Source organism: Bradyrhizobium erythrophlei (assembly GCF_900129425.1).
Taxonomy (GTDB): domain Bacteria; phylum Pseudomonadota; class Alphaproteobacteria; order Rhizobiales; family Xanthobacteraceae; genus Bradyrhizobium; species Bradyrhizobium erythrophlei_C.
The window spans coordinates 8,966,766-8,989,772 of record NZ_LT670817.1; the positions used below are offsets into that span (position 1 = coordinate 8,966,766).

The window sequence follows — 23,007 nt, forward strand, 5'->3', positions numbered from 1 at the left end:
CACATGTTTCGGATTAAATTAGCGGCTTTCGCGTTGCTATGCGCATTGGCCGGAGGCGCCGCCCACGCGCAAAGCGCCACGGCATCGCCGAAGACCGTGCGCTTCGGCTGGCAGGCGGCGACGCCGACGACCACTTTCTGGACCGGCTTCGAGATCAAGACGTTCGAGGATCAGGGGCTAAAACTCGAACTGTCGAGCTTCAACGACAACGCGCCCGAACTCGAAGCGGTGGTGGCGAAACAGGTCGATATGGCGGCGGTAGCGCCGGCGCCGACCCTGCAGGCGATTTCGTTCGGCGCGCCGCTCAAGATTATCTCGGCGGTGGAATATTCCTTCACCGACCAGGCCGGCACGCACTGGTCCGCGGTCAACCTGGTCGCCCGCAAGGAAGCCGGCATTCAATCGCTCAAGGACCTGGTCGGCAAGCGGGTCGCGGTATTCGGTCTATCGTCGAACTGGTATCTCGCACTTTCCGACCGGTTGCAGGAGGCGGGCATCGATCCGAAGTCGGTCAGGTTCCTCAGCATGCCGTATCCGCAGATGGAGGGCGCATTGGTGCACAACGAGGTCGACGCCGCCGTGATGACCTCGATCGGCGCCTATCACGTCTCCCAGCGCGTGCCGGTCAATGTCCTGATGGCGAGCGATCAGATCACCAAGATCCCCGTCGATATGTCGCAGGTGATCGTCGGCCGCGCGGACTGGCTGAGGGACCATGAAGACGAAGCGGTGCGCTTCCTGATGGGAATGCTGACGACGCGAAAATTCATCGAGGACGACGTCGCGCATAATGACGGCGCCAAGATGAAGGCGATCACGGCGAAAACCCTGAAATACGATCCGGACACCAACGAGGCTTTTTACAAGCTGCGCGTCGCTTCGGCCGGCAAGGAATCCTATCTGCTCAACTCGCTCGACCTGCCCAAGCAGACCTTCACGGCCTACGGCCAGATGCTGGTCAATGCCGGACAATTGCGCGGCAAACCGGCGGCGACGCCCGAGCAGGCCGTCGACACCAGCTACCTGCGCAAGGCATACGCCAGGCTCGGGATGAAGTGGGACGACAGCAAGGAGGTTAGCCAATGAACGGCGCGACCCATCAAGGCGCCGTCCATGTCGACATCAGGCGGATCAGCCAGCGCTTTCGCTCCGGCCGGCAGGGCGACCTGCTGGCGCTCGATCGGGTCGATCTGCAGGCCAGGCGCGGCGAGTTCGTCAGCATCGTCGGACCCAGCGGCTGCGGCAAATCGACCTTGCTCTATATCGTCGCCGGGCTGATGCAGGCCAGCGACGGTCAGGTGCTGGTGGACGGCCGGCCGATCGACGGTCCCGATCCGGACCGCGGCCTGGTGCTGCAGAATTCCAGCATCTTTCCATGGCGGACGGTGGAGGAGAATGTCGCGTTCGGCCCGCAGATGAGCGGGGTACCGCAAGGCGAACGCCGTGCGCTGGTGGCGCGCTATCTTGACATGGTCGGCCTCACCAAATTTGCTGGCTTCTATCCTCGCGAGCTCTCCGGCGGCATGAAGCAACGCATCGCGATCGCGCAGATGCTGGCCTGCGGGCCAAGCGTGTTCCTGATGGATGAACCATTCGGCGCGCTGGATTCGCTGTCGCGCGAGGTGCTGCAGGATCAGTTGCTGCAGCTATGGGAACGCGACCGCAAGACCGTGCTGTTCGTCACCCACAGCATCGATGAAGCGGTGCTGCTGTCCGATCGGATCGTCATCATGTCGCCGCTGCCCGGGCGGGTGAAGGAGATCGTCGAGGTCAATTTGCCGCGTCCGCGACAGGAGACCCGGGCGCTGCCGGAATTCGGCCGCCTGCGCAATCATATCTGGTCGGCGATTCGCCAGGAAACCATGGAGGCTATTGGATGACCATCGTGACGACATCCGACCAAGCCCCGCGCACCGAGCCAAACGGGCAGGGCGCCGCATCCGCCAGGCAATCCCCGGCGCATACGCCCAAACCCGCCGGCCAGGGCCGGAACATGCTCACCGCGGTCGCACGCTATTACCCGGTGTTCCTGATCTTTCTGATCTGGGAAGTGCTGTCGCGGCTGAACCTGCTCGACCCCATGTTCATGCCGCCGCTGGAAGATGTGGTGCGGACGTTCTACCAGCAGGTCTTTGTCACCCATGAACTGCTCGGTCATATCGAGGTCAGCTTCATGCGGGCGGGGGCGGGACTCGGGCTCGCCGCCGTGGTCGGCATCGCCGCCGGCATCCTGATGGGACGGGTTCGCGCGATCGAAAGCTTTCTCGATCCCTTGATCTCGGCGCTGTTCCCGACCCCGAAACTCGCGCTGTTTCCGCTAATGATGATCTTTCTCGGGATCGGCGACGCCTCCAAGATCGCGCTGATCTTCCTCGGGTGTTTTTTCCCGATCGTCATCAACACCTACACCGGCGTGAAGAACGTCGACAAGTTCTTCGTCTGGAACGCGCAGACCAAGGGCGCGAACCATCGTCAACTGATCTGGCATGTCATCATCCCGGCGTCGCTGCCGTTCGTGTTCGCTGGCCTTCGGGTCGCAACCTCGACGGCGTTCCTGCTGATCGTCGCCTCCGAACTGATCGCCGCCAATGACGGCCTCGGCTATCTCATCATGTTTGCCGAACGCTCGTTCGATCCGGCGCTGATGTGGTGCGGCATCCTGGTGATCGCCGCCATGGGATTTACCGTCGACCGCCTGCTGCTGGCGCTCGGCGCTCGCCTGTTCGTCTGGCAAGACAAGTGAAAACCAAAAAGAAAAGGGAGGCCGTTGTGGCTGAAGGTACATCCGAGACACCGCAAGCAAGTTCGCAAATCACCGCGATCGGGCTGCAGATGAAAAACACCGGCGGCATGAAGTATCGCCGGGTCGGAAAATCCGGGCTGACGGTATCGGAGATGGGGATCGGCTGCTTCTCCTTCGGAGACTTCGTCGAGGTGAAGGCGGCGGAGGCCGTTGTGCATTACGCACTGGGTCAGGGCATCAATTACTTCGACACTGCCGACAGCTACGGCATCGGCGTGTCCGAGGAAAAGCTGGGTGCCGCGCTGGTCGGCCGCCGCGACAAGGCTGTCATCGCCACCAAATTCTCAAACCGGATGGATCACGGCCCGAACGATATCGGAACCTCGCGCCTGCATATCGTGCGGGCCTGCGAAGCGAGCCTGCGGCGGCTCAAGACCGACTACATCGACCTCTATCAGGTGCACTGGCCGGACCGGCTGACGCCGATCGAGGAAACCCTGCGGGCGCTCGACGATCTCGTTCGCGCCGGCAAGGTTCGTTACCTCGGGCTCGCCAATTTCTTCGAATGGGAAATCTGCGAGGCGCAGTGGACCGCCGAGAAGTACAATCTGCAGAAATTCATCTCGGCGCAGGACCACTACAGCTTGCTGTATCGCGATATCGAAAAGCGCATGGAGCCGTTCTGCGTCAAATACGGCATCGGCATGAATTCGTATTTTCCGCTGGCGGGCGGATTGCTGACCGGCATGTACCAGCGCGATGCGGCGGCTGTTCCGGGCACCCGCGCGGCCGCCAGTCCGAACTATGCGGCCTGGAACAGCAAACGGAATTGGGACGTCCAGGAAAAGCTCAAGGCCTTCGCGGAATCACGCGGCTGGACGCTGCCGCAGATGTCGCTGGCATGGCTGTTGTCGCGCCCGGCGATGTCGACCATCATCGCCGGCGCCGACAAGCCCGAACATATTGCCCAGAATATCAAGGCGCTGGACATCAAGTTCAGCGTGGAAGACCTGGTCGAGATCGACCGCCTGACCCTGGTCGACGAAGACCGCAGCGTGGCGCCGGTCTATCGCAAGCTTCGGCCCGAAAAAGTCCACGAATTCGGGCCGATGCAGGCGGCGAAGGCTCGATAGGCGTCGGGCGAGCTGGGGTGCGCGGACTCTGCTTCCGCGCTGCCGTCGCCGGCGGAATCCCTTCCCCGCGCCCGGCAATGCGCGCCCGGCGCGGGCCGTTGGGTCCGCCCGCGTTTTGCTCCTGAACAATCATCGTCAAGATCGGTGTCGTCGCTTGGGTGATCGAACCATCACTCCGCGCACGACGGCCACCTGCACCTCGAGTCTTCCTTCAAATTGTACATGAAGGTCCGTGAGTGCGCGTGCGCGCACCCCGCATTTGGCCGGGAGCAGGCGACCCGGCCCACGCGATTTCCGCGAAGCCCGCTTCATGCCGCTACTTCAAACAGAAGTGAAGTGCGAGTCAGCGCGGTAGCACCATTTAAAAAACAGGAAGCGGAGTGCGGACACGTGTCTCCCGATCCGATCACAGCGCAACGTTCGAGGAGACCGGACTATGAAAACTTTTTTAGACTTTGACACCGCTGCCGCGGCGCGCGGCGAAGGGTTGCACCCGGAACTGCGGTTGCTGCTCGAACGCGCGGCAATGTCGCCTTTTTCCGACATCACCAAGCGGCACGGCATGTTGCAGTCGGGACCCGATCCTGTCCCTCAGGAGCTCCTGGAGCGCGCAAACGTATCGCCCTTTCCGCAAGCTTCAACCCCCCGGAACGACGCGCCGAATCCGAACCCTGAAGTCCTGGCGCGCCTTTTCCGCAAACACACGACATAACGCGCGTGCTTCGTTAAGGCTGGCGCCGTCACGCCGACGGAGCTAGCCAACTCCGTGAGAATTGGGGCTTTCCGCTCTACTCCGATCAAACCTGAAGAAAAGTTTACAACTCAAACAATCTTCCGCGCCCGAAAATCGGCGATCGCCTTGTCGTCGTAACCGTAATCTTTCAGAACTTCCTCGGTGTGCTCGCCCTTCTCGGGCGTCGGATGCGCAATGTGGCTTGGGGTGCGGCTGAGCTTGACGGGCTGATTGACGACTTCGATGTCGCCGAGCGAGCCGTGCTGCACCGGCGCGGCCATGCCGAGATGCTTCACCTGCGGATCGGCAAAAACTTCGTCCATGCGGTTGATCGGGCCGCAGGGCACGCCGGCCTTGTTCAGCTTGGCGATCAATTCGCTGCTCGACTGCTTCCTGGTGACATCCGAGATGATCTGATTGATGGCGAGCCGATTTTTGGAGCGGGACGCCTCGTCGGCAAACAGCGGATCTTCGAGCAGGCGTGCGAGGCCGAGCGTCTGGCAGAAGCGGGTGAAGATATGCCTGCCGGCGGCTGCAATATTGATGTGGCCGTCGCTCGTGGGAAACACCCCTGTCGGAATGCTGGTCGGATGGTCGTTGCCCGCCTGGCCGGGGACGTCCTTGGCGATCAGCCAGCGCGCCGCCTGGAAATCCAAGAGTGAGATTTGCGCACCGAGCAGTGATGACTGCACCCACTGACCCTCACCGGACACCTCGCGCTCCAGCAACGCGACCAGAATTCCCATGGCGCAGAAAATGCCGGCGCCGAGATCGGCAACGGGGATGCCGACGCGCACCGGGCCTTGGCCCGGCAGGCCCGTGATCGACATCAGCCCGCCCAGCCCTTGCGCGATCTGGTCGAAGCCCGGCCGCTCGCGATAGGGGCCGTCCTCGCCAAAACCGGAAATTGAACCATACACGATGCGCTTGTTGATCGAACGAATCGTCTCATAGTCGATGCCGAGGCGAAATTTGACATCCGGCCGGTAGTTCTCGATCACGACGTCGGCGCTCTCGACCATCCGTTTGAAGATGGCGATGCCGTCGGGCTCTTTTAAATTCAGTGTCAGGCTGCGCTTGTTGCGATGCAGGTTCTGGAAATCGGGCCCATGCCGCGGCCCGCCCATGTCGCTCTCGTCGAGCCCTTTGGGGAGTTCGATCTTGATGACATCGGCGCCCCAGTCGGCCAATTGCCGCGCGGCCGTCGGCCCCGCCCGCACCCGCGTGAGATCGAGCACCTTAAAACGGGCGAGCGCCTTCGAGGCCGGGGTAAAAGACATGCGGTTGCTCCAATTTTCTTTTTTGAGGGATTGAGCGGCTTCAGGCGATCAGCGCCATCTGACGCGGTTCGAACTCGAGCCACGCCGTGGTGCCGACCGGAAAATCGTCCATCGGCGAGGTCGTGACCCGCAGCGGCAAGGTGCCCTCGCGCGGCCTGACGAGGTAGTCCCAGTGCTCGCCGAGATAGGCCCGCTCAAGCACGGTAACTCCGACCGGGGTACAGCCGTCGCGCGCGGCCGGCGGGGTGTCTGAAAGCCGCATGCTGTGCGGCCGGACCGAAAACACGGCCTTTCCCGCCGAGGGCACGTCGCGCTCGAACGCGGCGCGCGGCAGCGCAAAGCCATCGAACGAAATTGCCTGCCCGTCGCTCAAGCCCTCGATGAAATTGGTGCGTCCGATGAAGCCGGCCACGAAGCGCGTCTTGGGCTTGGTGTACAGCGCGCGCGGGTGATCGACCTGCTCGATGCGACCGTGATTCATGACCGCGATCCGGTCCGAGGTCACCATGGCTTCAGCCTGGTCGTGCGTGACGTAAACGGTGGTGACGTGAAATTCGTCATGCAGGCGCCTGATTTCAAACCGCATCTCCTCGCGCAAGGTCGCGTCCAGGTTGGACAAGGGCTCGTCGAGCAGCAGGACCGAGGGCCGGATCACGATCGCGCGGGCCAACGCCACGCGCTGCTGCTGCCCGCCGCTGAGTTCGGCGGGATAGCGGTCGGCCAGGTGGTTCATATGCACGACTTCCAGCATCTCGCCGACGCGCCGCTTGACCTCGGCGCTCGCGATTTTGCGCAGCTCCAGTCCGAACGCGACGTTCTGTTCGACCGTCATGTTCGGCCAGATCGCGTAGCTCTGAAAGATCATCGACATCTGGCGCCGGTCCGGCGGCACCGAGCCGGCCGGCGAGGAGAGAATCCGGTCGTCCATCTCTATGGTGCCGAGGGTGGGATCGACGAAGCCGGCGATCATCCGCAAGGTCGTGGTTTTACCGCAGCCGGAGGGCCCGAGCAGCGAGACGAATTCTCCGGACTGCAGTTCGAGGTCGATGTCGTCGACGGCAAGAAAATCGCCATAACGCTTGCTGACGCCGCTGAGTTTGAGCCTGCTCAACTGTTCCTCCGCAGCATGAAGTCGCGTCCGATGATTTTGGATCCGATCCCGGCAATCGCGACGGTGGCCACCAGCAGGATGACGCCGAGCGCCGCCAGCACCTCGAAATTGCCCTCTTCCGAAAGGTCGAACAGCATCACCGATATCACCCGCGTGTTGGGCCCGACCAGGAAGATCGCCGAGGACAGTTCGCGCGTCGCCGGGATGAAGACCAGGATCCAGGCGCCGGCGAGGCTTTTCTTCAGCAGCGGAATCAGCACCTTGCGAATCGCCAGCAGACGGCTGCCGCCGAGAATCCGCACCGCTTCTTCCATCTCCGGGTTGATGCTGCGTAGGCCAGCCGCACTGGAGGTATAGGCGATCGGCAGAAAGCGGGTGGTGAAACCCAGGATCAGGATCGTCGCGGTGCCATAGAGCGCCAGCGGCGGCGGCGCGTAGGCGGCATAGAAGCCGATCGCCAGCACGATGCCGGGAACCACGAAGGGCGCCATGCAGAAAAAAGCCAGCACGTTGCTGAAGGGCACCAGTTTTCGATTGACCACATACGCAATGGCCAGCGACAGGCTGATCGCCGCGAAAGCCGTCACCCCCGAATAGGCGAAGGTGTTGAGAATGGTCTGTTTCGCCTGGGTTTGCTCGACCAGAAGATAATAGAAATTATGCAGGGTCAGATTGTCGAGGCTGAAGCCGCGGCCCCAGGCCTTGGCGAAGGCGGCCTGCAGCAGCACCAGCATGGGGAGAAAGACTGAAAGCGCGCAGACCAGAAGCGCGTAACCGAGCATGACCCAGCGCCAGGGCCCCAGCGCGATCATCCGCCGTTCGCCGCCCTTGCCGGTGACGGAGGTGTAGCCGCGGCGGCCCAGGATTCGGCGCTGCACCCAGAACATCAACACGGTAATGGCGAGCAGCGGCATCGCATAGGCGGCGGCCTCCTCGACGCGAACAGGATATTCGAAGAATTGCCAAAGTTGCGTCGACACCACGTTGAAACGCGCGGGCAATGCGATCAGCGCCGGCGCGCCGAACAATGCGATGGCTTCGAGAAAGCTGATGATGATGCCGCCGATGATCGCAGGTGTCACCAATGGCAATGTAATACGCAGTGTGGTGCGAAGCGTGCGGGCGCCAAGGATATTCGCTGCGTCTTCCATTTCGGACGACACCAGATCGAGCGCCGAACTGGTGAATACGAAGGTATAGGGAAACGAGGTCACGGCGATCACCAGGATCAAGCCGGTCATCGAATAGATATTGAAGATGCCGTGCGAGGCGCCGGTCAGCGCCATCCAGACCTTGTTGAGCCATCCGGAATTCGGACCCGCCAGCAGGATCCATCCGATGGCCCCGAGATAAGGCGGCGTCACAAAGGCGGCGAACACCATCAGCCGGACGAACGCCTTGCCCGGCATGTCGGTGCGGGAAATCGCCCAGGCGATCGGGACCGCAAAGCAGGTAGCAAGCAGGGCAACGCCGACGCCCAGTTCCAGCGAGTTCGCCAGCGCCTGGAGGTGCCTGATGTTGCCATAGGCCGTCCGGTAGTTCGCGAAGGTAAAGCTGCCGGTGTCCGCCTCCTGCAGGCTCGAAATGATTAGCCGCAAAATTGGATTCAGGATCAGGAAGGCGAGCACGGCGATCAGCGCCAGCCATAGCAGCATGCTGGCGTCGAGACGCCGCAATCTGGAGGCAACACCCGAAAAATGGAGAGCGCGGACGTCGAGCGAGTTGTCAGTCACGTGTGTTACCCTGCCGTGACTTATCTTCTGTGAGCATGATCTTTTCCGAAAACCGGTCCCCACTCTTCCGGATCATGCTCTATACGCCGAAGGTTTCGCGCCACTGCTTGATGACCTCGGGCACGCCCTTGGTGATTTCGGCGACCGTCGGCCGGATGATCTTCAGATCCTTGGCCGATTTGGCACCCTTGCCCGCCGAGATTTCCGGTCGGATCGATTCATTGAAATGATCCACCCAGATCTGGGAGGCACCCTCGCTCATCAGGAATTCCATGAACAGGCGCGCGGCATTGGGATGCTTGCTGCCCTTCATGATGCTGGATGGTGCGATGATCAAGACGCTGCCATCGGTCGGATACACCATGGCAAGCGGGTTGCCCTTCTGCACGCTCTCGAGCAGCGTGCCGACCGGCCCGGACCCGGCGACGGCGCTTTCGCCTGCGTTCAGCATGGTGACGGTGTCGTTGATCGAACGGCCGACCCGCGGGTTGTTTTTGGCGAGCTTCTCGAAAAAGTCCCAGCCATATTGCTTGCGCAGCGTCAGCGCCCAGGTACCAACATAGCCGCTGAAGCCGGGATGGCCCAGTGCAATCTCATTATTCCACTTGGGATCGAGCAGGTCGGTCCAGTTTTTGGGAGCGTCGGCCTCCTTGACCTTGGTGGTATTGTATCCAATCCCGATCAGGCCAGCGGAAGTGACAAAATAAGTGCCGTCCGGGTCGTAACCCTTGTAGATATCGAGCACCTTGCTGGCGTTGTCAGGAACGTATTTTCCGAACTCACCCTTCGCCTTCAGTTCGACCGAATGACCAAGATCGGTCGAACTAAAAACGTCGCACTGAATGGCGCTGGCCTTGATTTCTTGCGTGACGCGCTGATAGGCGACTTGGGCGGTCGTGCGCAGCACGTTGACCTTGATGCCGGGATAGATCGATTCGAAGCTGCGGCCGAGCGCCTGAGCGGTGATATCGTCCGAATGGGCGGTGTACCAGGTCAGTTCACCCCCCTCTTTCTTGGCGGCCTCGTAGAGTTCCTTCTCGTGAGGCGTCATTGCCGCGGCGGGCTCAGCCACGGCTTTTGGGCCGGCGCCGAACGCAAGAAGCGCCGAACTGCCGATAATGAAGTCGCGCCTTCGAATAGGGAACATTGTCGATCCTCGCCTGAATCTTGCTTGTTGTTCAGGCGAGTATGCTGACATTTCGAGTGAGCTTCAATTCATTCCGCCGGGAAACACCTCACACTTTGGCAGGGTTGAAAGAGCCCGGCGTGCGCTGCACCATGCTGACTCCCTCTTGACTCCGACGAGCCCATGCCATTGCGGGTCAGCCGAGACGAGCAATGGTTTCGGCTACACCCGCACCGTAGGCCGCATCGGCCCTGGTACAGTTGCGGATATGCCGCGCGACGGAAATCTCATTTGGTTGGGGTGAGTTGACGCCGTGCGAGCGTGGAAAGCGCGGCCGACTACACGCGGCGCTGGGTGCGTTCGTGGAAAATGGCGCCGATAAAATCGAGGCTGATCCGCGCGGCCAGCAACGAGGTGATGCCCGAGGGATCGTAGGGCGGCGACACCTCCACCAGATCCACGCCGACGACGTCGAATCGCCGGGCGATTTCCTTCAGGATGTCGCGGGCCTCATAATAGGTCAGGCCGCCATGGCTGATCGTCGCGGTGCCCGGCGCGATCGATGGATCGAACGCATCGATATCGATCGAAACGTAGACCCGCTCCCCGCTGTCGATGTGTCGAAGCGAAGCCTCTGCACCTTCGGCCCGCACCTTGCGAAGCGATGAAACATGCGTGCCGTAGGAGCGCGCGGCCTCCCAGTCCTTGCGGCTGACCGCTCCCATGTTATGCGGCGCCAGCGTCGTGATCCCCTTCACATGTGCCATTTCCGACGACCGGCGCATCGGGCTGCCGTGGCCCCAGGTAATTCCGCTGCGTTCGTCGATGAAATCGAAATGGGCGTCGAGATGGATGATGTGGAAGGATTTCTGGTTCGAATAGGCGGCGACGGTTGCCATGGTGATCGCGTGATCGCCGCCGAAGATGTAGGGCATCACCTTGGCATCGAGCAGCGCCCTGACCGCCTGCTCGGCGTTGGCCAGGCTGCGTTTGGTATCGGCATAGATGACGTCGGAGTCGCCGGCGTCGACGATCTTGACCTCATCGGCGGTGAGGTAGGTCACCTCGTCTTCGAAATCGAACACGCCTTCCGGGCCGAAGCCATGGAACATCGAGGCCTCGCGGATTGCCCGCGGCCCAAACCTTGTTCCTACGCGGTAGCTGGAAGCGGTATCGATCGGGATTCCGAGGATCGCGACGTCGGCACCGTCGAGCACGTTCCAATCCGGGCAGGACGGCTGGCGCGCGAATGTCGTAAGACCGACGAATGGCAGGTCCATTCGGTCCGGCGTATTGCGATCGAGGCGATTGAACATCGCGAAGTCTCTTCCGGTTCAGAAAAGCGTGCTTGTGGGAGGCTCGGATCCTGGCCAAAGCTCCGGTCTCAAGGCTCCGTCGTGGTGAAATCCTGGTCCGAGTCGGATTTGCCGCTGGGCGTGCGGATTACGACAACGCCGTAGTTGAGGGCCTGATGGCATGCGTTGCAGGCAGTCGTCAGATCGGCATACGCCTTGGTGAATCCGACCTCGTCTTTTGCCTCAATTGCGGTGTTGATTTCCTCGAGCGGCTGCTCGGTCACGGATGAGATCATGTCGGGGAACGGAATATCGTGCTCGGTCGGATAGGCCTCGCCGAGACGTTTGAAGGCGGCGCGCAGATTGCCAAGTTCGTAGGCCGCGAAGGCCCAATTCTTTTCCTGCGCGGCTTGCCAAAGCCTGCGATGGCGTGGCTGAATCGTCGCGATCATCAGGTCGCTAATAGGCGGCAGATACTGGTTCGCCTGAGAAGGGGGCGTTGCGTCCGGTTCGGCGGCCTCGGTATGCGAAGCAACCAAACCGATACAAAGCGTGATCGCGGACGGAATGCCGAGAAGTGCGACCGTACGGAGTTTGGTCGACGCTCTCAGCGCGCCGATCATGCCTGCACCGGCAGGCTGGAAAGAAGCTTGTCGAGCGTGACCGGATAGTCCCGGATCCGCGCGCCACAGGCATTATGGATGGCGTTGGCGACCGCCGCGCCGGCGCCGCAGATCCCGAGTTCGCCGATGCCTTTGCTCTTCAGCGGATTGGATCTGTCGTCGAGTTCGGGCAGAAAGATCGCGTCGATGTCCGGAATATCGGCATGTACCGGCACATGATATTCGGCGAGGTCGTGATTGACGAAATAGCCGAAGCGGGGATCCAGCACCATGTCTTCGTGCAACGCGGCTCCCACGCCGAACACCATGCCGCCGATTGCCTGCGACCGCGCCGTCTTGGCGTTCAGGACCCGCCCGGCCGTGAATACGCCGAGCATGCGCCGCACACGCACTTCGCCGGTATCGATGTCGACGCCGACCTCGGCGAAATGTGCGCCGTAGGATTGCTGCGAGAAGTCGGTGTTGTTGCTGCCGGGCTGGATTTCGCCATCGGCGTCGATCCCGGCGCCGACTAGGTCCGTCAGCTTTCTCGACGGTTCTCCCGATGCGATGCTGCCATCGGCAAAGCGCGCGGTTTCCGGATCCATGCCGGCCGCCCGCGCCAGCTTTTCACGTAACGCCTCGCAGGCCTCGAACAGCGCCGAGCCCGAGCTGCCGGCGCCATACGATCCGCCCGAACCCGCGGCTTGCGGAAAGCTGGTGTCGCCGAGTTCGACGCGGACGCGTTCCATCGGCAGGCCGAGCATCTCCGCGGCGATCTGCGTCAGGATGGTGTAAGTCCCGGTGCCGATGTCGGTCATCGCCATCCGTACGGTGGCGATGCCATCCGGACCCAATCGGACATTGGCCTTGGAGAGTCGAAGCGGGTTGCCGCGAGTCGCCGCGGACATGCCCATCCCGACCAGCCAGCGTCCGTCACGAACCTGGCCCGGCTTGGGATTGCGTTTGTCCCATCCAAATCGGCGCGCGCCTTCCTGCATGCAGGCAACCAAATGACGGCTGGAATAGGGAATATGCTTTTCCGGATCCTCGCTCGGCTCGTTGCGCAGGCGCAGTTCGACCGGGTCGAGGTTGAGTTTTTCGGCCAGTTCGTCCATCGCGCATTCCAGCGCCAAAAGCCCGACGGATTCACCGGGTGCGCGCATCGACGACGCGACCGGGATATCGAGCGGCGCCAGACGGTGGCGCGTCAGCCGGTTGGCTCCAGCATAAAGCGTGCGGGTCTGCAGCGCGGCGCCCTCGTAAGTCTGCTCAGTTGGTAAATTGCCCGAGAACACATCGTGGCCGATGGCGAGGATTTTGCCGTTGTGGTCGGTGCCCAGCCGGAGATGCTGGATGGTGTTGGAGCGGTGCGTCGTGACGTGAAAGATCTGCTGCCGTGTCAGCGCGATTTTGACCGGCCGCTTGAGTTGTCGCGAGGCGATCGCCGCCAGCGTGGCATCGGCATTGACCCAGAGCTTGCCGCCGAATCCGCCGCCGATAAAGGGGCTGATCAGCCGCACGTTTTCGACCGGAATCTTCAGCGTCGTCGCGATCGTCTTCTGGCCCTGACTCAGCATCTGGTTGGAAGTGTGGAGGATCAGTTTGTCGCCGTCCCACGTCGCCAGCGTCGCATGGGGCTCCATCATGGCGTGGCTTTGCAACGGGGTGGTGTAGGTGACGTCGATCTGCACCGGGGCATTGGCGAACGCGCCGGCGAAATCGCCTACGGCGATATCCGCCGGTGCACCATCTTTCTGATGGGGAACTCGCGCTTCTCTGAGGTTGTTGCGAAGCGCGTATTTCCCGGGCGCGCGATCGTATTTGACGTCCACCAGATAGGCGGCCGCCCTGGCTTCCTCGAAACTTTCGGCGACCACGAAAGCAACGGGTTGCCCGTAATACGTCACTGCAGGGCCGGTGAGCACGGGATGCGCCTCGCGGTGGTCGCCGGTGCTTTGCTCGGGCGCGTTGCGATGGGTGAGGACGAAGACGACGCCCGGCGATTTCTCCGCGGCCTGGGTATCGATCGATTTGATTGTGCCCTTTCCGATCGAAGCCTGGACCACATAGCCGTACAGCGTATCGTTGCCCTGCTGCATTTCGTAGGCGTAGCGGGCGCCGCCGGTGACCTTCAGCCGGCCATCGACACGGTCGAGCGGTTTGCCGACAACGCCTTGCGCCTCGGCATCGAGGACATTCGGGCCGACGAGTGAGTTCATTTCCATGAATTTGCTCCCTCAGGTCCGGGTGGTTTCGGCCAGCACGCTATGCAGTGTCCGCCGCGTCAGCGGAATCTTGAAATCATTGCCGCCGAACCCGCGGGCGCCGTCGAGAACGGCATCCGCCGCGGCGTTGAAGCTCGCGGTATCGGTTGGGGCGTTGGCCAGTTTTTCCACCGCCTGCGGTACACGCCAGGGCTTGAGCGCGAGACCGCCGAAGGCCAGCCGCGCCGAACGAATTCGGCCACGCGTGGAGTCAACAATCGCAGCGACCGAGACCAGCGCAAAGGCGTAGGACGCGCGGTCGCGAACCTTGCGGTAGATATGCACACCCGGCGGTGGCGGCGGCAGCGTTACCGCGGTGATGATTTCGCCCGATTTGAGTGACGTCTCGATCTCGGGGGTTCGGCCGGGAAGCCGATAAAATTCGGCGATCGGAATGACGCGGGTCTCGCCCTCGCCATTGACCGTCTCCACCTTGGCATCGAGCGCCCGCATCGCCACCGCCATATCGGAGGGGTGAGTGGCGATGCACTCGTTACTGGTACCGAGGATGGCGTGAATGCGGTTGAAGCCGGCCAGGGCCGCGCAGCCAGAGCCGGGGCTGCGCTTGTTGCAAGGCTTGGTGACGTCATAGAAATAATAGCAGCGCGTTCGCTGCAGCAGATTGCCGCCGGTAGTGGCCTTGTTGCGCAGCTGGGCGCTGGCGCCCGCCAGCAAGGCGCGGCTGAGTACGCCGTAGCGCTGCCGCACGCGGGCGTCGGCCGCGAGATCGCTATTTCGAACCAGCGCGCCGACCCGAAGGCCGCCGTCGGATGTCTCTTCGATCTTGTCGAGCGGCAGCCGGTTGATATCGACCAGCTGCGACGGGGTCTCAACCTGCAACTTCATCAGGTCGAGCAGGTTGGTGCCGCCGGCAATGATCTTGACGCCAGGCTTGACGGCAGCGGCGGCAGCGTGCGCGGTTGAATCAGCGCGCTGATAGCTGAACGCCTTCATGCTCGTGTCTCCGCGGCTTGTTTGATGGCTGCGACGATGTTCGGATAGGCCGCACAGCGGCAGATATTGCCGCTCATCCGTTCGCGGATCTCGGCGTCGGTAAGTTCAGGCTGCTTCTGCGTCAGATCCGCCGTGACATAACTCGGCATGCCCTGCCGGCTCTCGGCCAGCATGCCGGCGGCGGAGCAGATCTGGCCCGACGTGCAGTAGCCGCACTGAAAGCCGTCATGTTGGACAAAGGCAGCCTGCAGCGGGTGCAGATTGTCACCCTCGGCGAGTCCCTCGATCGTCGTGATGGCTTGACCGTCATGCATCACCGCAAGCGTCAGGCAGGAGTTGATGCGGCGTCCGTCGATCAACACCGTGCAGGCACCGCATTGACCGTGATCGCAACCCTTCTTCGAACCCGTCATGGCGAGGTGCTCACGCAGGGTATCCAGCAATGTGGTGCGCGGATCCAGTGTCAGCGTATGAGAGCGGCCATTGATCTGCAGCTCCACCGTCGCGGAGGGCAGCGGCGTCCCACTATCATCGAAAGGGCCGGCGGCAACGGCTGCACGCGGCAGCGCGGTCAGCAACAGCGCGGCGGTTCCGGTCTCGATGACGGTACGCCGGGTAATCTCGATGGTGACGGGGTCATTCTCGTCCATGACTGCTCCATGTTCGCAAGTCGGTGAAGGCGGCCTGCCAAAAGACATCCGGCTTACGGCCAAGTGTCGTCCGGAAGGTTGACGACGATCGGCATCGGAGTGCTTCGCACGACAACCCATCGAAACGGCTCCAGTTCCGAAGGGTTGATTTCCATATGCGGAAGGAAGGCGGGGACATGAATGAAATCACCGGCCTTCGCGCGCGCCGCAAATTCTCCTCTTTCGCCCCAGCGGACTTCGGACATGCCGGACAGCACGTATGCGATCGTGTCCTGCTCCCCATGGTGATGAATTCCTGTCCGTGATCCCGGTTCCACCTCGAATACGCCGCCCCAGATCGCCGATGCGATGCCGAGCGCGGGCGCGATAGCCGCACGGCGCTCGGAGCCAGGCGTCTGCGCGGTCCCGAGATCGAATGCAGCGGGACTGACGATATGAATTGCAGCAGGGGAGTTCATGGCGTCCGGGGATCAATTGGAAATCGATAATCCGAACGTAGGTAGAGGCCTGGCGGCGAGCCATTAAATTGACGTTTAGGAAAGTCCACGCCGATTTGAGGCAGCATCCGGACCGCACGGGGATTCGTCGCGGTACCGAAAACGCGAAAGGAGTTTCGCGTAATCCTGCGCTATTGGCTCGAAGCCGGCGCGATCATGAGTTCGGATTGATTTAATCCGAACTCATTGCGAGCCGCTTTACGCCGAACCGCTTCCTGAACTCCCGCACATTCACGGTGCCATGGACGATCTTGGCAGACGCGCCACCGAAGTCGGAGGGGCGGCACGTTGCCTTTGGCAAAAGCCACATGTGCGCCGTGATCCGATTATTCCGGCATGACTTCCGGCTTGTTCTTGGGGAATTTTGCGATCGTCGCCTCGCTCACGTTCAGGTGCTGGGCAACCATCGCCGGCGGCGTACGGGCAATCCAGTCGGACAGGGAGACATCCGCGAAATAGGGAGCTCTGAACACTTCGAGGAACTGCAAGTCGCTGTCGCCCGTGTTCTTGATATAATGTCCGAGGTTCTTCTTGACGTAGCCGATGTCGCCCGCGTTGAAGTCCATGGTGACGGCGTTTGGGCCGGTGTTGAAGACCGTCATTTGCCCTTTGCCCTTGATCCAGTACTGCCACTCATCGGCGTTGGGGTGCCAGTGCATCTCCCGCAAGCCGCCGGGATGCACCGTTACCAGCGCGGCGGCGACCGTTGTGGCAACGGTGAAGTTGCGGCTGTCGGCAATGTGCACGGTACCGCCCTTGGTCTCCCGCGCCGGGGCTCCCGATCCGAGCGAGAAGGTGAACGGGTGCGGCGGCGCGCCCCTTCCGCTTACCGCTTCGCGGTCCGCAGCCAGATCGCCGGGCAACTTGCCCTGGAAGATGTAGAGGTCGCGCAGCGGAATATCCTGGAACGTCTCGGCTTGAACACCGAAATTCTGCGCGAGAATATCCGGTGGCGTATGTGTGAACCATTCCGACACCAACAGGGTGGTGAACTCGGAGGCCTTGCCTTCATCGAAACATATAAGAAACTCGCAGCCGTCCGGGCCGAGCCCCTGCAGCGAATGCGGCAGGCCGGCGGGGAAATACCAGAGGTCGCCTTCCTTGACGTCGGCGATATACGGCCGGCCCAATTCGTCGAGGATGGTGATTCGGCAAGTGCCGTAGGTCATGTAGGCCCACTCTGCAAACTGGTGCCAGTGCATCTCCCGGATGCCGCCGGACGTCAGCCGCATGTTCACGCCGGAGATGGTGTCCGCGACCGCGAAGGAGTCTTGTGTTACCTGGCGCGCCCAGCCGCCATTTTGAATACGCCGCGGCGCGTTGTTGAATGACGCCCAGGTCAGCGGCATGCTGCCGACGTCGGTCGGCGGCGGGGAAAATGCGTTGGGGAACTGGTCCCTGATGGCCGGATTCTGCGGACCGGGATCGATGACGCTCCTTGGATTCTTGGCGTTGACTGCACCTTGCGGCGGATCGTTCGGATTGCCGAAGGTAATATCACTCTTCACCGGAGTGGTGGCATCCGCCGTGGTCATTGTCGCTGCCGTCACCAGGCCGCCTGCGGCCGTCGCCGCCAACATGTCGCGTCTTGAGAACATTGTTGTCACTCCTATGTGGACGAAATTTGAATAGCTAGGAAAATAGCCCTGAGCTTTTCGTGCGCCATTAAATTGAGGTTTAGAAATATCCGCCCAGCGGATGCTGTCAGACATCCCGCAATCGCTGCCTTCTCTCCATTCGGATGCGGACGAACACGAGTGCCGGCATTTGGAACGGCGGCGATCCTGAGTCATTCGGTAGGCATCGGCGTAGCGTCGCCTGGTCTGCTGGGAAGCTCTTCCCCACTCTTGGTGAGGGCGCGACCCCGCCGAAGCAGATGAATCGAAACCACGAAGATCAAAATAAGCGCCCCCAAGACTGCCAGTTCTACAATTGAGGAGCGGAACAACATCTCGCCTTCAACTGGCGCGAGTCCGTCCGAGGTTACGCCCGATGACTTCAGGGTGATGACGATAACGTTTCGGATCGAAGCGATGAGCCCAATGATCAAGAACGGCTCGGGTGTCAACGTGCCCGAACGGACGGAACCCCGGACGGTATGCAGGATCTCAATCAGCATGAGTACGAACATCAGCCGATCGACGATGACGAATACCGCGCGGGTGCCGCTCCAGTCACGGATTCCCTCCAACAGAAGCAGCGCCGCGCTCCCGAGCGTGAGCAATGCGGTCACGGACAAAAGTACGCCGAGTGCCACATAGACGACGAGTTCGATATGCAGGAACAGTTCGGTCGAAAGCCGGATCGCACGACCTTTTTCAGAGGGTCCGCTCGCCATCCCTTTGATTCCTTCACACTCGCGGTCTTCGCACGACCCCGGGTCGCTGGCCGATTAATAGGGCCCGGCGTGCGAAGCGATATGCAGCAGGCGCGCGACCCATTAAATTGAAGGTCCATCCGCCTATGTTGTCAGGCCGTTCCTCCATCCGCGCCTCCTGTCCATTCGGATGCTGGGCAAACCGATACGGGTGGCGGCATTGGAGGCGGCTGCGATCCTCGCTCATTCGGCGGGCGCCGGCGCGGTGTGGCCGGATGGCGCCTGGTTCTTCTTTTCCCCGAATAGCCGGGTCTGCAGCTTGTCGAGATAGATATAGACAACCGGCGTCGTATACAGAGTGAGAATCTGCGACAGGGCGAGGCCGCCGACGATGGCGTAACCGAGCGGCTGGCGAATCTCCGAGCCGACCCCAGTACCCACCATCATCGGCACGCCGCCGAGCAGCGCCGCCATCGTGGTCATCAGGATCGGCCGGAAGCGCAGGATACAGGCTTGATACATGGATTCCTCGGCCGACAACCCTTCGCTGTGCTCGACATGCTGGGCAAAGTCGACCAGCATGATGCCGTTCTTCTTGACGATGCCGATCAGCAATATGAGTCCGACGATCGCGATCACGCTCAGATCCATGTGAACCGCCATCAGCAGCAGCAGCGCGCCGATGCCGGCCGACGGCAGGGTCGAGATGATGGTGATCGGATGGATCAGGCTCTCATATAGCACGCCGAGGATGAGATAGATGACGAAGAGCGATGCGACGATCAGAATCGGCGTGCTCTTCAGCGATGCTCCGAATGCCTGGGCGTTGCCCTGGAAGCTGGTCTGCAGCGAGAGCGGCGGGTGCAGGTCTTTCTCGACCTTCTGAATGCCGCTCACGGCCGTGCCGATCGCGGTGCCCGGCGCGAGATTGAACGAGATCGTCACCGAGGGGAACTGGCCCTGGTGATTGACCACGAGCGGCGCGACCTTCACCACGGTATCGACCAGCGTGGATAACGGCACCTGCTGGCCACTCGATGATTTGACATAGATGCCGTTGAGCGCTTCGGGTCCATACTGGAATTTAGGGTTGACCTCCAGAATGACGTGGTACTGCTGCAGGGTGGTATAGATGGTCGAGACGATACGCTGGCCGAAGGCATCGTCGAGCGTGTTGTCGATCGTATAGGGCAGGATGCCGTAGCTCGAGGCGACTTCGCGTTTGATGGTGATGTCGAGCATCGGTCCGGCATTGAGCTGGTCGGTGGCTACGTCGGTGACGCCGGGGACCGCCTTGATCTTGTCGAGGAACAGCTGCGACCAGTGCGCGAGCTCGCCGGGATCGGCGTCGTTCAAGGTGTACTGGAACTGTGTCTTGTTCAGCCGCGCGCCAATGGTGATGTCCTGCGCGGGCTGCATATAGAGCGTGATGCCCTGGATCTTGGCGAGGTTGGTCCGCAGCCGCGCGATCACCTTGTCGATCGGGTCGCGTTGGTTTTTGGGCTTGAGCTGGATGAAGACGCGGCCGTCGTTGAGCGTGTAGAGGCCACCGCCGGCACCTACCGCTGCTCCAACTGTCTCGACGGCCGGATCCCGCACGATGGCATTCTGGAGGGCCTGCTGGCGTTCCTCCATGGCCTGGAAGGAGATATCCTGCGCCGCCTCGGACTGGCCGAGGATCAATCCGGTGTCCTGCTGGGGAAAGAAGCCCTTGGGAATGATCACGTAGAGATAACCGGTCAACGCGATGGTGCCGAACATCACCATCAGCGTGATGAATTGATGTCGCAGCACGATTTTGAGGCCTGCCTCATAGACATGCAGAATGCCATCGAAGCCGCGCTCGGACACCCGGTAAAGCCATCCGTGCTGCTTGCTCTCCGGCTTGAGCAGGTACGCGCACATCATCGGCGTGAGTGTCCGTGAGATCACCAATGAGAGAACGAGAGCCACGCTCACCGTCACAGCGAACTCGCGGAACAGCAACCCGACATAGCCGCTCATCAGGAACAGCGGAATGAACACGGCGATCAGCGAGAACGTGATCGCCATGACGGTGAAGCCGATCTCCCCGGACCCCTTCATCGCCGCGTCGTACGGCGAAAGCCCCTCCTCCATATGCCTTACGATGTTCTCGATCTCGACGACGGCGTCGTCGACCACGAAGCCGACCGCGATCGACAAGGCCATCAGCGAGAGGTTGTCGAGGCTGTAGCCCATTTCGTAGAGCACCGCGAAGGTGCCGACCAGCGCCAGCGGCACGGTAACGGCCGGGATCACGGTCGCCCAGAAATTGCGCAGGAATATGAAGATCACCATGATGACGAGCGCAACGGTCAGCATCAACGTGAACTGCACGTCGGCGACCGATGCGCGGATGGTCGTTGTGCGATCGGAAATGACATTCACCTTGACCGCGGCCGGGATCGAGGCCTCGAGCACAGGCAGCATCGCCTTGATCCGACCTACGGTCTCGATGACGTTGGCGCCAGGCTGGCGCTGGATCGCTAGAAAAACCGCCCGCTGGTTGTTGAACCAGCCGGCGATCAGCTCGTTCTCGCCCGCGCTGATGGCGTGGCCGATATCGCGGATGCGGACCGGCGATCCGTTGCGGTAGGCGATGACCTGATCATCGTATTGTTCAGGATGAAACAACTGATCGTTGGTGTTGAGCGTGTAAGTCTGGCGAGGGCTGTTGAGCGTGCCTTTCGGAAGGTCGACATTGGCCTGGCCAAGCACCGTGCGCACGTCCTCAAGGTTGATGCCGCGGGCTGCCAGCGCCTCCGGATCGACCTGGACGCGGACGGTCGGCTGCTGCTCACCTCCGACGCCGACGAGGCCGACTCCGGATATCTGCGAGATCTTTTGCAGCAAAATATTCTGTGCATAGGCGTCGACAACGGTCAGCGGCAGGCTGTCCGAGGTGATCCCGAGCACCAGGATCGGCGTCTCGGCCGGATTGACCTTCCGGATCAGCGGCGGGTACGGCAGGTTCTTCGGCAGATAGGCGGTCGCAGCGTTGATCGCCGACAGCGTGTCGGCGACCGCCCCGTCGATGGGGCGGTTCAGATCGAACTGCAGGGTGATCTGGACATAGCCGAGCGCGCTCGCCGACGTCATCTGGGTGAGGCCGGGAATTTCACCGAACTGCAGCTCGAGCGGCGACGCCACCGTCGATGCCATGGTCTGCGGATCGGCGCCCGGCAACTGGGCCGTGATCGAAAGCGTCGGATAGTTGACGTTCGGAAGCGACGCCACCGGCAATAGCGGATAGGCGACCAGACCGCCCACCAATAACCCTACCATCAGCAGAGCGGTCGCGATCGGCCGTTGGATGAACGGTGCGGAAATATTCATGGAATCGGCGCCTGCAGTGCGTCCTGGGCGGCCGCTTCCTGTGCCGCCTGGCCGTGCAGCAGTGTGACGTGCGTGCCCGGCTGCAGCTTGTATTGTCCGTCGACCACGACCTGCTCGTTGGCCGTGAGACCGGCATCGATGAGCGCCTGGCCGTCGCTGATTTGCGCGACCTTGATCGGACGGATTGCCACCGTGCCGTCAGGATTGACGACGTAAGCGTAGGGTCCTTTCGAACCTTGCTGAACGACCGCAGCGGGAACGGTCAGGCCGTTATGCCTGACATCGAGGAGCAGCCGGGCATTGACGAGCTCGCCCGGCCAGAGCTTGTTCGCCTTGTTGTCAAAATTCGCCTTGAGCTGGATCGACCCGGTTGTCTGCAGGATCTCGTTGTTGACGAGGCCGAGCAGGCCTTGATCCAGCTGCATCGTATCATCCTGGTTGTAGGCGAGAACCGCAAGCGGCGTCTTGGTTTTTTGCTGTTGCTGCTGAATCTGCGGCAGACTCGTCTCCGGCAGAGTGAAGATCAGCGAAATCGGATGGAGCTGCGTGACGACAACCAGGCCGTTCGTGTTTGACGGGCTGATGATGTTGCCGACGTCGATCTGACGAATCCCGACCACTCCATCGATCGGCGACGTCAGGCGCGTATAGCTGAGCTGCACGTTGGCGGCGTCAATCAGCGCCTGGTCGGATTTGATAGCCGCCTGCAACTCCCCCACTTGCGCCTGCTGGGTCTCGATCAATTGTGGAGTGGCCCAGCCCTTGTCCCCCAACTGGCTGTAGCGGGTGAGATTGATCTGGGCATTCTTGAGCTGGGCCTGATCGCGTTGCAGGTTTCCGGTGTATTGGTCGATCAGGGCCTGATAGGGACGCGGATCGATCTGCGCGAGCAGGTCGCCGGTATGCACGGACTGGCCTTCGGTGAAGTTGATGCTGATGATCTGCCCCTGGATCTGGGCGCGCACAACGTCGGTGTTGTACGCAATCACCGTGCCGACGCCGGTAAGATAGATCGGCACGTCATGCTGGGCGACCGTCCCGGCGACGATAGGTGCCGCGGGCGGTGGGGCGGGCGCGGCAACGGCCTTCTCCAATGGATGATAATGCATGAAGTACAGACCGCCGGCCGCAAGTACGGCAGCGAGTAAGGCAGCGGGGACAACGACTTTCTTTTTCATGGCCGGTCTCGCTCACAGATGAGAAAATTGT

19 protein-coding genes are annotated in these 23,007 nt (G+C 61.6%); 5 read left to right on the forward strand and 14 right to left on the reverse strand.

Going from position 1 to position 23,007, the window contains the following annotated elements:
• The first annotated feature begins 3 nt into the window (after positions 1-3).
• From B5527_RS42670 to B5527_RS42690, 5 genes are all read left to right on the forward strand, one after another.
• Positions 4-1,086 (forward strand): ABC transporter substrate-binding protein, encoded by a 1,083-nt coding sequence (locus B5527_RS42670; RefSeq protein ID WP_079606848.1) that lies wholly within the window; start codon positions 4-6, stop codon positions 1,084-1,086.
• Positions 1,083-1,880: an ABC transporter ATP-binding protein gene (locus B5527_RS42675; protein WP_079606849.1), complete on the forward strand. Its 798-nt coding sequence runs from the start codon at positions 1,083-1,085 to the stop codon at positions 1,878-1,880. The genes B5527_RS42670 and B5527_RS42675 overlap by 4 nt, the downstream gene beginning before the upstream one ends.
• Entirely contained in the window at positions 1,877-2,743 is an 867-nt protein-coding gene (locus B5527_RS42680) for an ABC transporter permease (protein WP_079606850.1), read from the forward strand. Before B5527_RS42675 ends, B5527_RS42680 begins: the two co-directional genes overlap by 4 nt.
• A 26-nt stretch (positions 2,744-2,769) precedes the next feature.
• Positions 2,770-3,876 (forward strand): aldo/keto reductase, encoded by a 1,107-nt coding sequence (locus tag B5527_RS42685; RefSeq protein WP_245332446.1) that lies wholly within the window; start codon positions 2,770-2,772, stop codon positions 3,874-3,876.
• A gap of 505 nt (positions 3,877-4,381) precedes the next feature.
• On the forward strand, positions 4,382-4,588 hold the full coding sequence (locus tag B5527_RS42690) for a hypothetical protein (protein ID WP_154072809.1): 207 nt from the start codon (positions 4,382-4,384) through the stop codon (positions 4,586-4,588).
• A gap of 110 nt (positions 4,589-4,698) precedes the next feature.
• Here B5527_RS42690 and B5527_RS42695 read toward each other — a convergent pair whose 3' ends face one another.
• The 14 genes from B5527_RS42695 to B5527_RS42760 form a co-directional block, all read right to left on the reverse strand.
• On the reverse strand, positions 4,699-5,889 hold the full coding sequence (locus B5527_RS42695; protein WP_079606852.1) for a CaiB/BaiF CoA transferase family protein: 1,191 nt from the start codon (positions 5,887-5,889) through the stop codon (positions 4,699-4,701).
• A 40-nt stretch (positions 5,890-5,929) separates the two neighbouring features.
• Positions 5,930-7,000 (reverse strand): ABC transporter ATP-binding protein, encoded by a 1,071-nt coding sequence (locus tag B5527_RS42700; RefSeq protein ID WP_079606853.1) that lies wholly within the window; start codon positions 6,998-7,000, stop codon positions 5,930-5,932.
• Positions 6,997-8,733, reverse strand: a complete 1,737-nt coding sequence (locus B5527_RS42705; protein ID WP_197689254.1) for an ABC transporter permease — start codon at positions 8,731-8,733, stop codon at positions 6,997-6,999. The genes B5527_RS42700 and B5527_RS42705 overlap by 4 nt, the downstream gene beginning before the upstream one ends.
• Positions 8,734-8,812: 79 nt before the next feature.
• Entirely contained in the window at positions 8,813-9,880 is a 1,068-nt protein-coding gene (locus B5527_RS42710; protein ID WP_172842816.1) for an ABC transporter substrate-binding protein, read from the reverse strand.
• Between the two features lie 317 nt (positions 9,881-10,197).
• Complete coding sequence (speB, locus tag B5527_RS42715) at positions 10,198-11,175, reverse strand: agmatinase (protein ID WP_079606856.1); 978 nt, start codon at positions 11,173-11,175, stop codon at positions 10,198-10,200.
• 68 nt (positions 11,176-11,243) lie between these two features.
• Positions 11,244-11,777, reverse strand: coding sequence for a cytochrome family protein (locus tag B5527_RS42720; protein ID WP_245332447.1), 534 nt, complete (start codon positions 11,775-11,777; stop codon positions 11,244-11,246).
• Positions 11,774-13,984 carry a xanthine dehydrogenase family protein molybdopterin-binding subunit gene (locus tag B5527_RS42725; protein ID WP_079606857.1) on the reverse strand — a complete coding sequence of 737 codons (2,211 nt, stop codon included), beginning with the start codon at positions 13,982-13,984 and terminating at the stop codon, positions 11,774-11,776. The genes B5527_RS42720 and B5527_RS42725 overlap by 4 nt, the downstream gene beginning before the upstream one ends.
• A gap of 12 nt (positions 13,985-13,996) precedes the next feature.
• Positions 13,997-14,977 carry an FAD binding domain-containing protein gene (locus B5527_RS42730; protein WP_079606858.1) on the reverse strand — a complete coding sequence of 327 codons (981 nt, stop codon included), beginning with the start codon at positions 14,975-14,977 and terminating at the stop codon, positions 13,997-13,999.
• The gene (locus B5527_RS42735) at positions 14,974-15,627 is read right to left on the reverse strand and encodes a 2Fe-2S iron-sulfur cluster-binding protein (protein ID WP_079606859.1); all 654 of its coding nucleotides are present in this window, start codon (positions 15,625-15,627) and stop codon (positions 14,974-14,976) included. Before B5527_RS42735 ends, B5527_RS42730 begins: the two co-directional genes overlap by 4 nt.
• A gap of 53 nt (positions 15,628-15,680) precedes the next feature.
• Positions 15,681-16,085 (reverse strand): cupin domain-containing protein, encoded by a 405-nt coding sequence (locus B5527_RS42740; protein WP_079606860.1) that lies wholly within the window; start codon positions 16,083-16,085, stop codon positions 15,681-15,683.
• Positions 16,086-16,450: 365 nt separating this feature from the next.
• Positions 16,451-17,722, reverse strand: coding sequence for a cupin domain-containing protein (locus B5527_RS42745; protein ID WP_079606861.1), 1,272 nt, complete (start codon positions 17,720-17,722; stop codon positions 16,451-16,453).
• Between the two features lie 191 nt (positions 17,723-17,913).
• The gene (locus tag B5527_RS42750) at positions 17,914-18,462 is read right to left on the reverse strand and encodes a phosphate-starvation-inducible PsiE family protein (RefSeq protein ID WP_079606862.1); all 549 of its coding nucleotides are present in this window, start codon (positions 18,460-18,462) and stop codon (positions 17,914-17,916) included.
• A 222-nt stretch (positions 18,463-18,684) separates the two neighbouring features.
• On the reverse strand, positions 18,685-21,798 hold the full coding sequence (locus B5527_RS42755) for an efflux RND transporter permease subunit (RefSeq protein WP_079606863.1): 3,114 nt from the start codon (positions 21,796-21,798) through the stop codon (positions 18,685-18,687).
• Positions 21,795-22,976, reverse strand: a complete 1,182-nt coding sequence (locus tag B5527_RS42760; protein ID WP_079606864.1) for an efflux RND transporter periplasmic adaptor subunit — start codon at positions 22,974-22,976, stop codon at positions 21,795-21,797. Before B5527_RS42760 ends, B5527_RS42755 begins: the two co-directional genes overlap by 4 nt.
• Between the last annotated feature and the right edge of the window lie 31 nt (positions 22,977-23,007).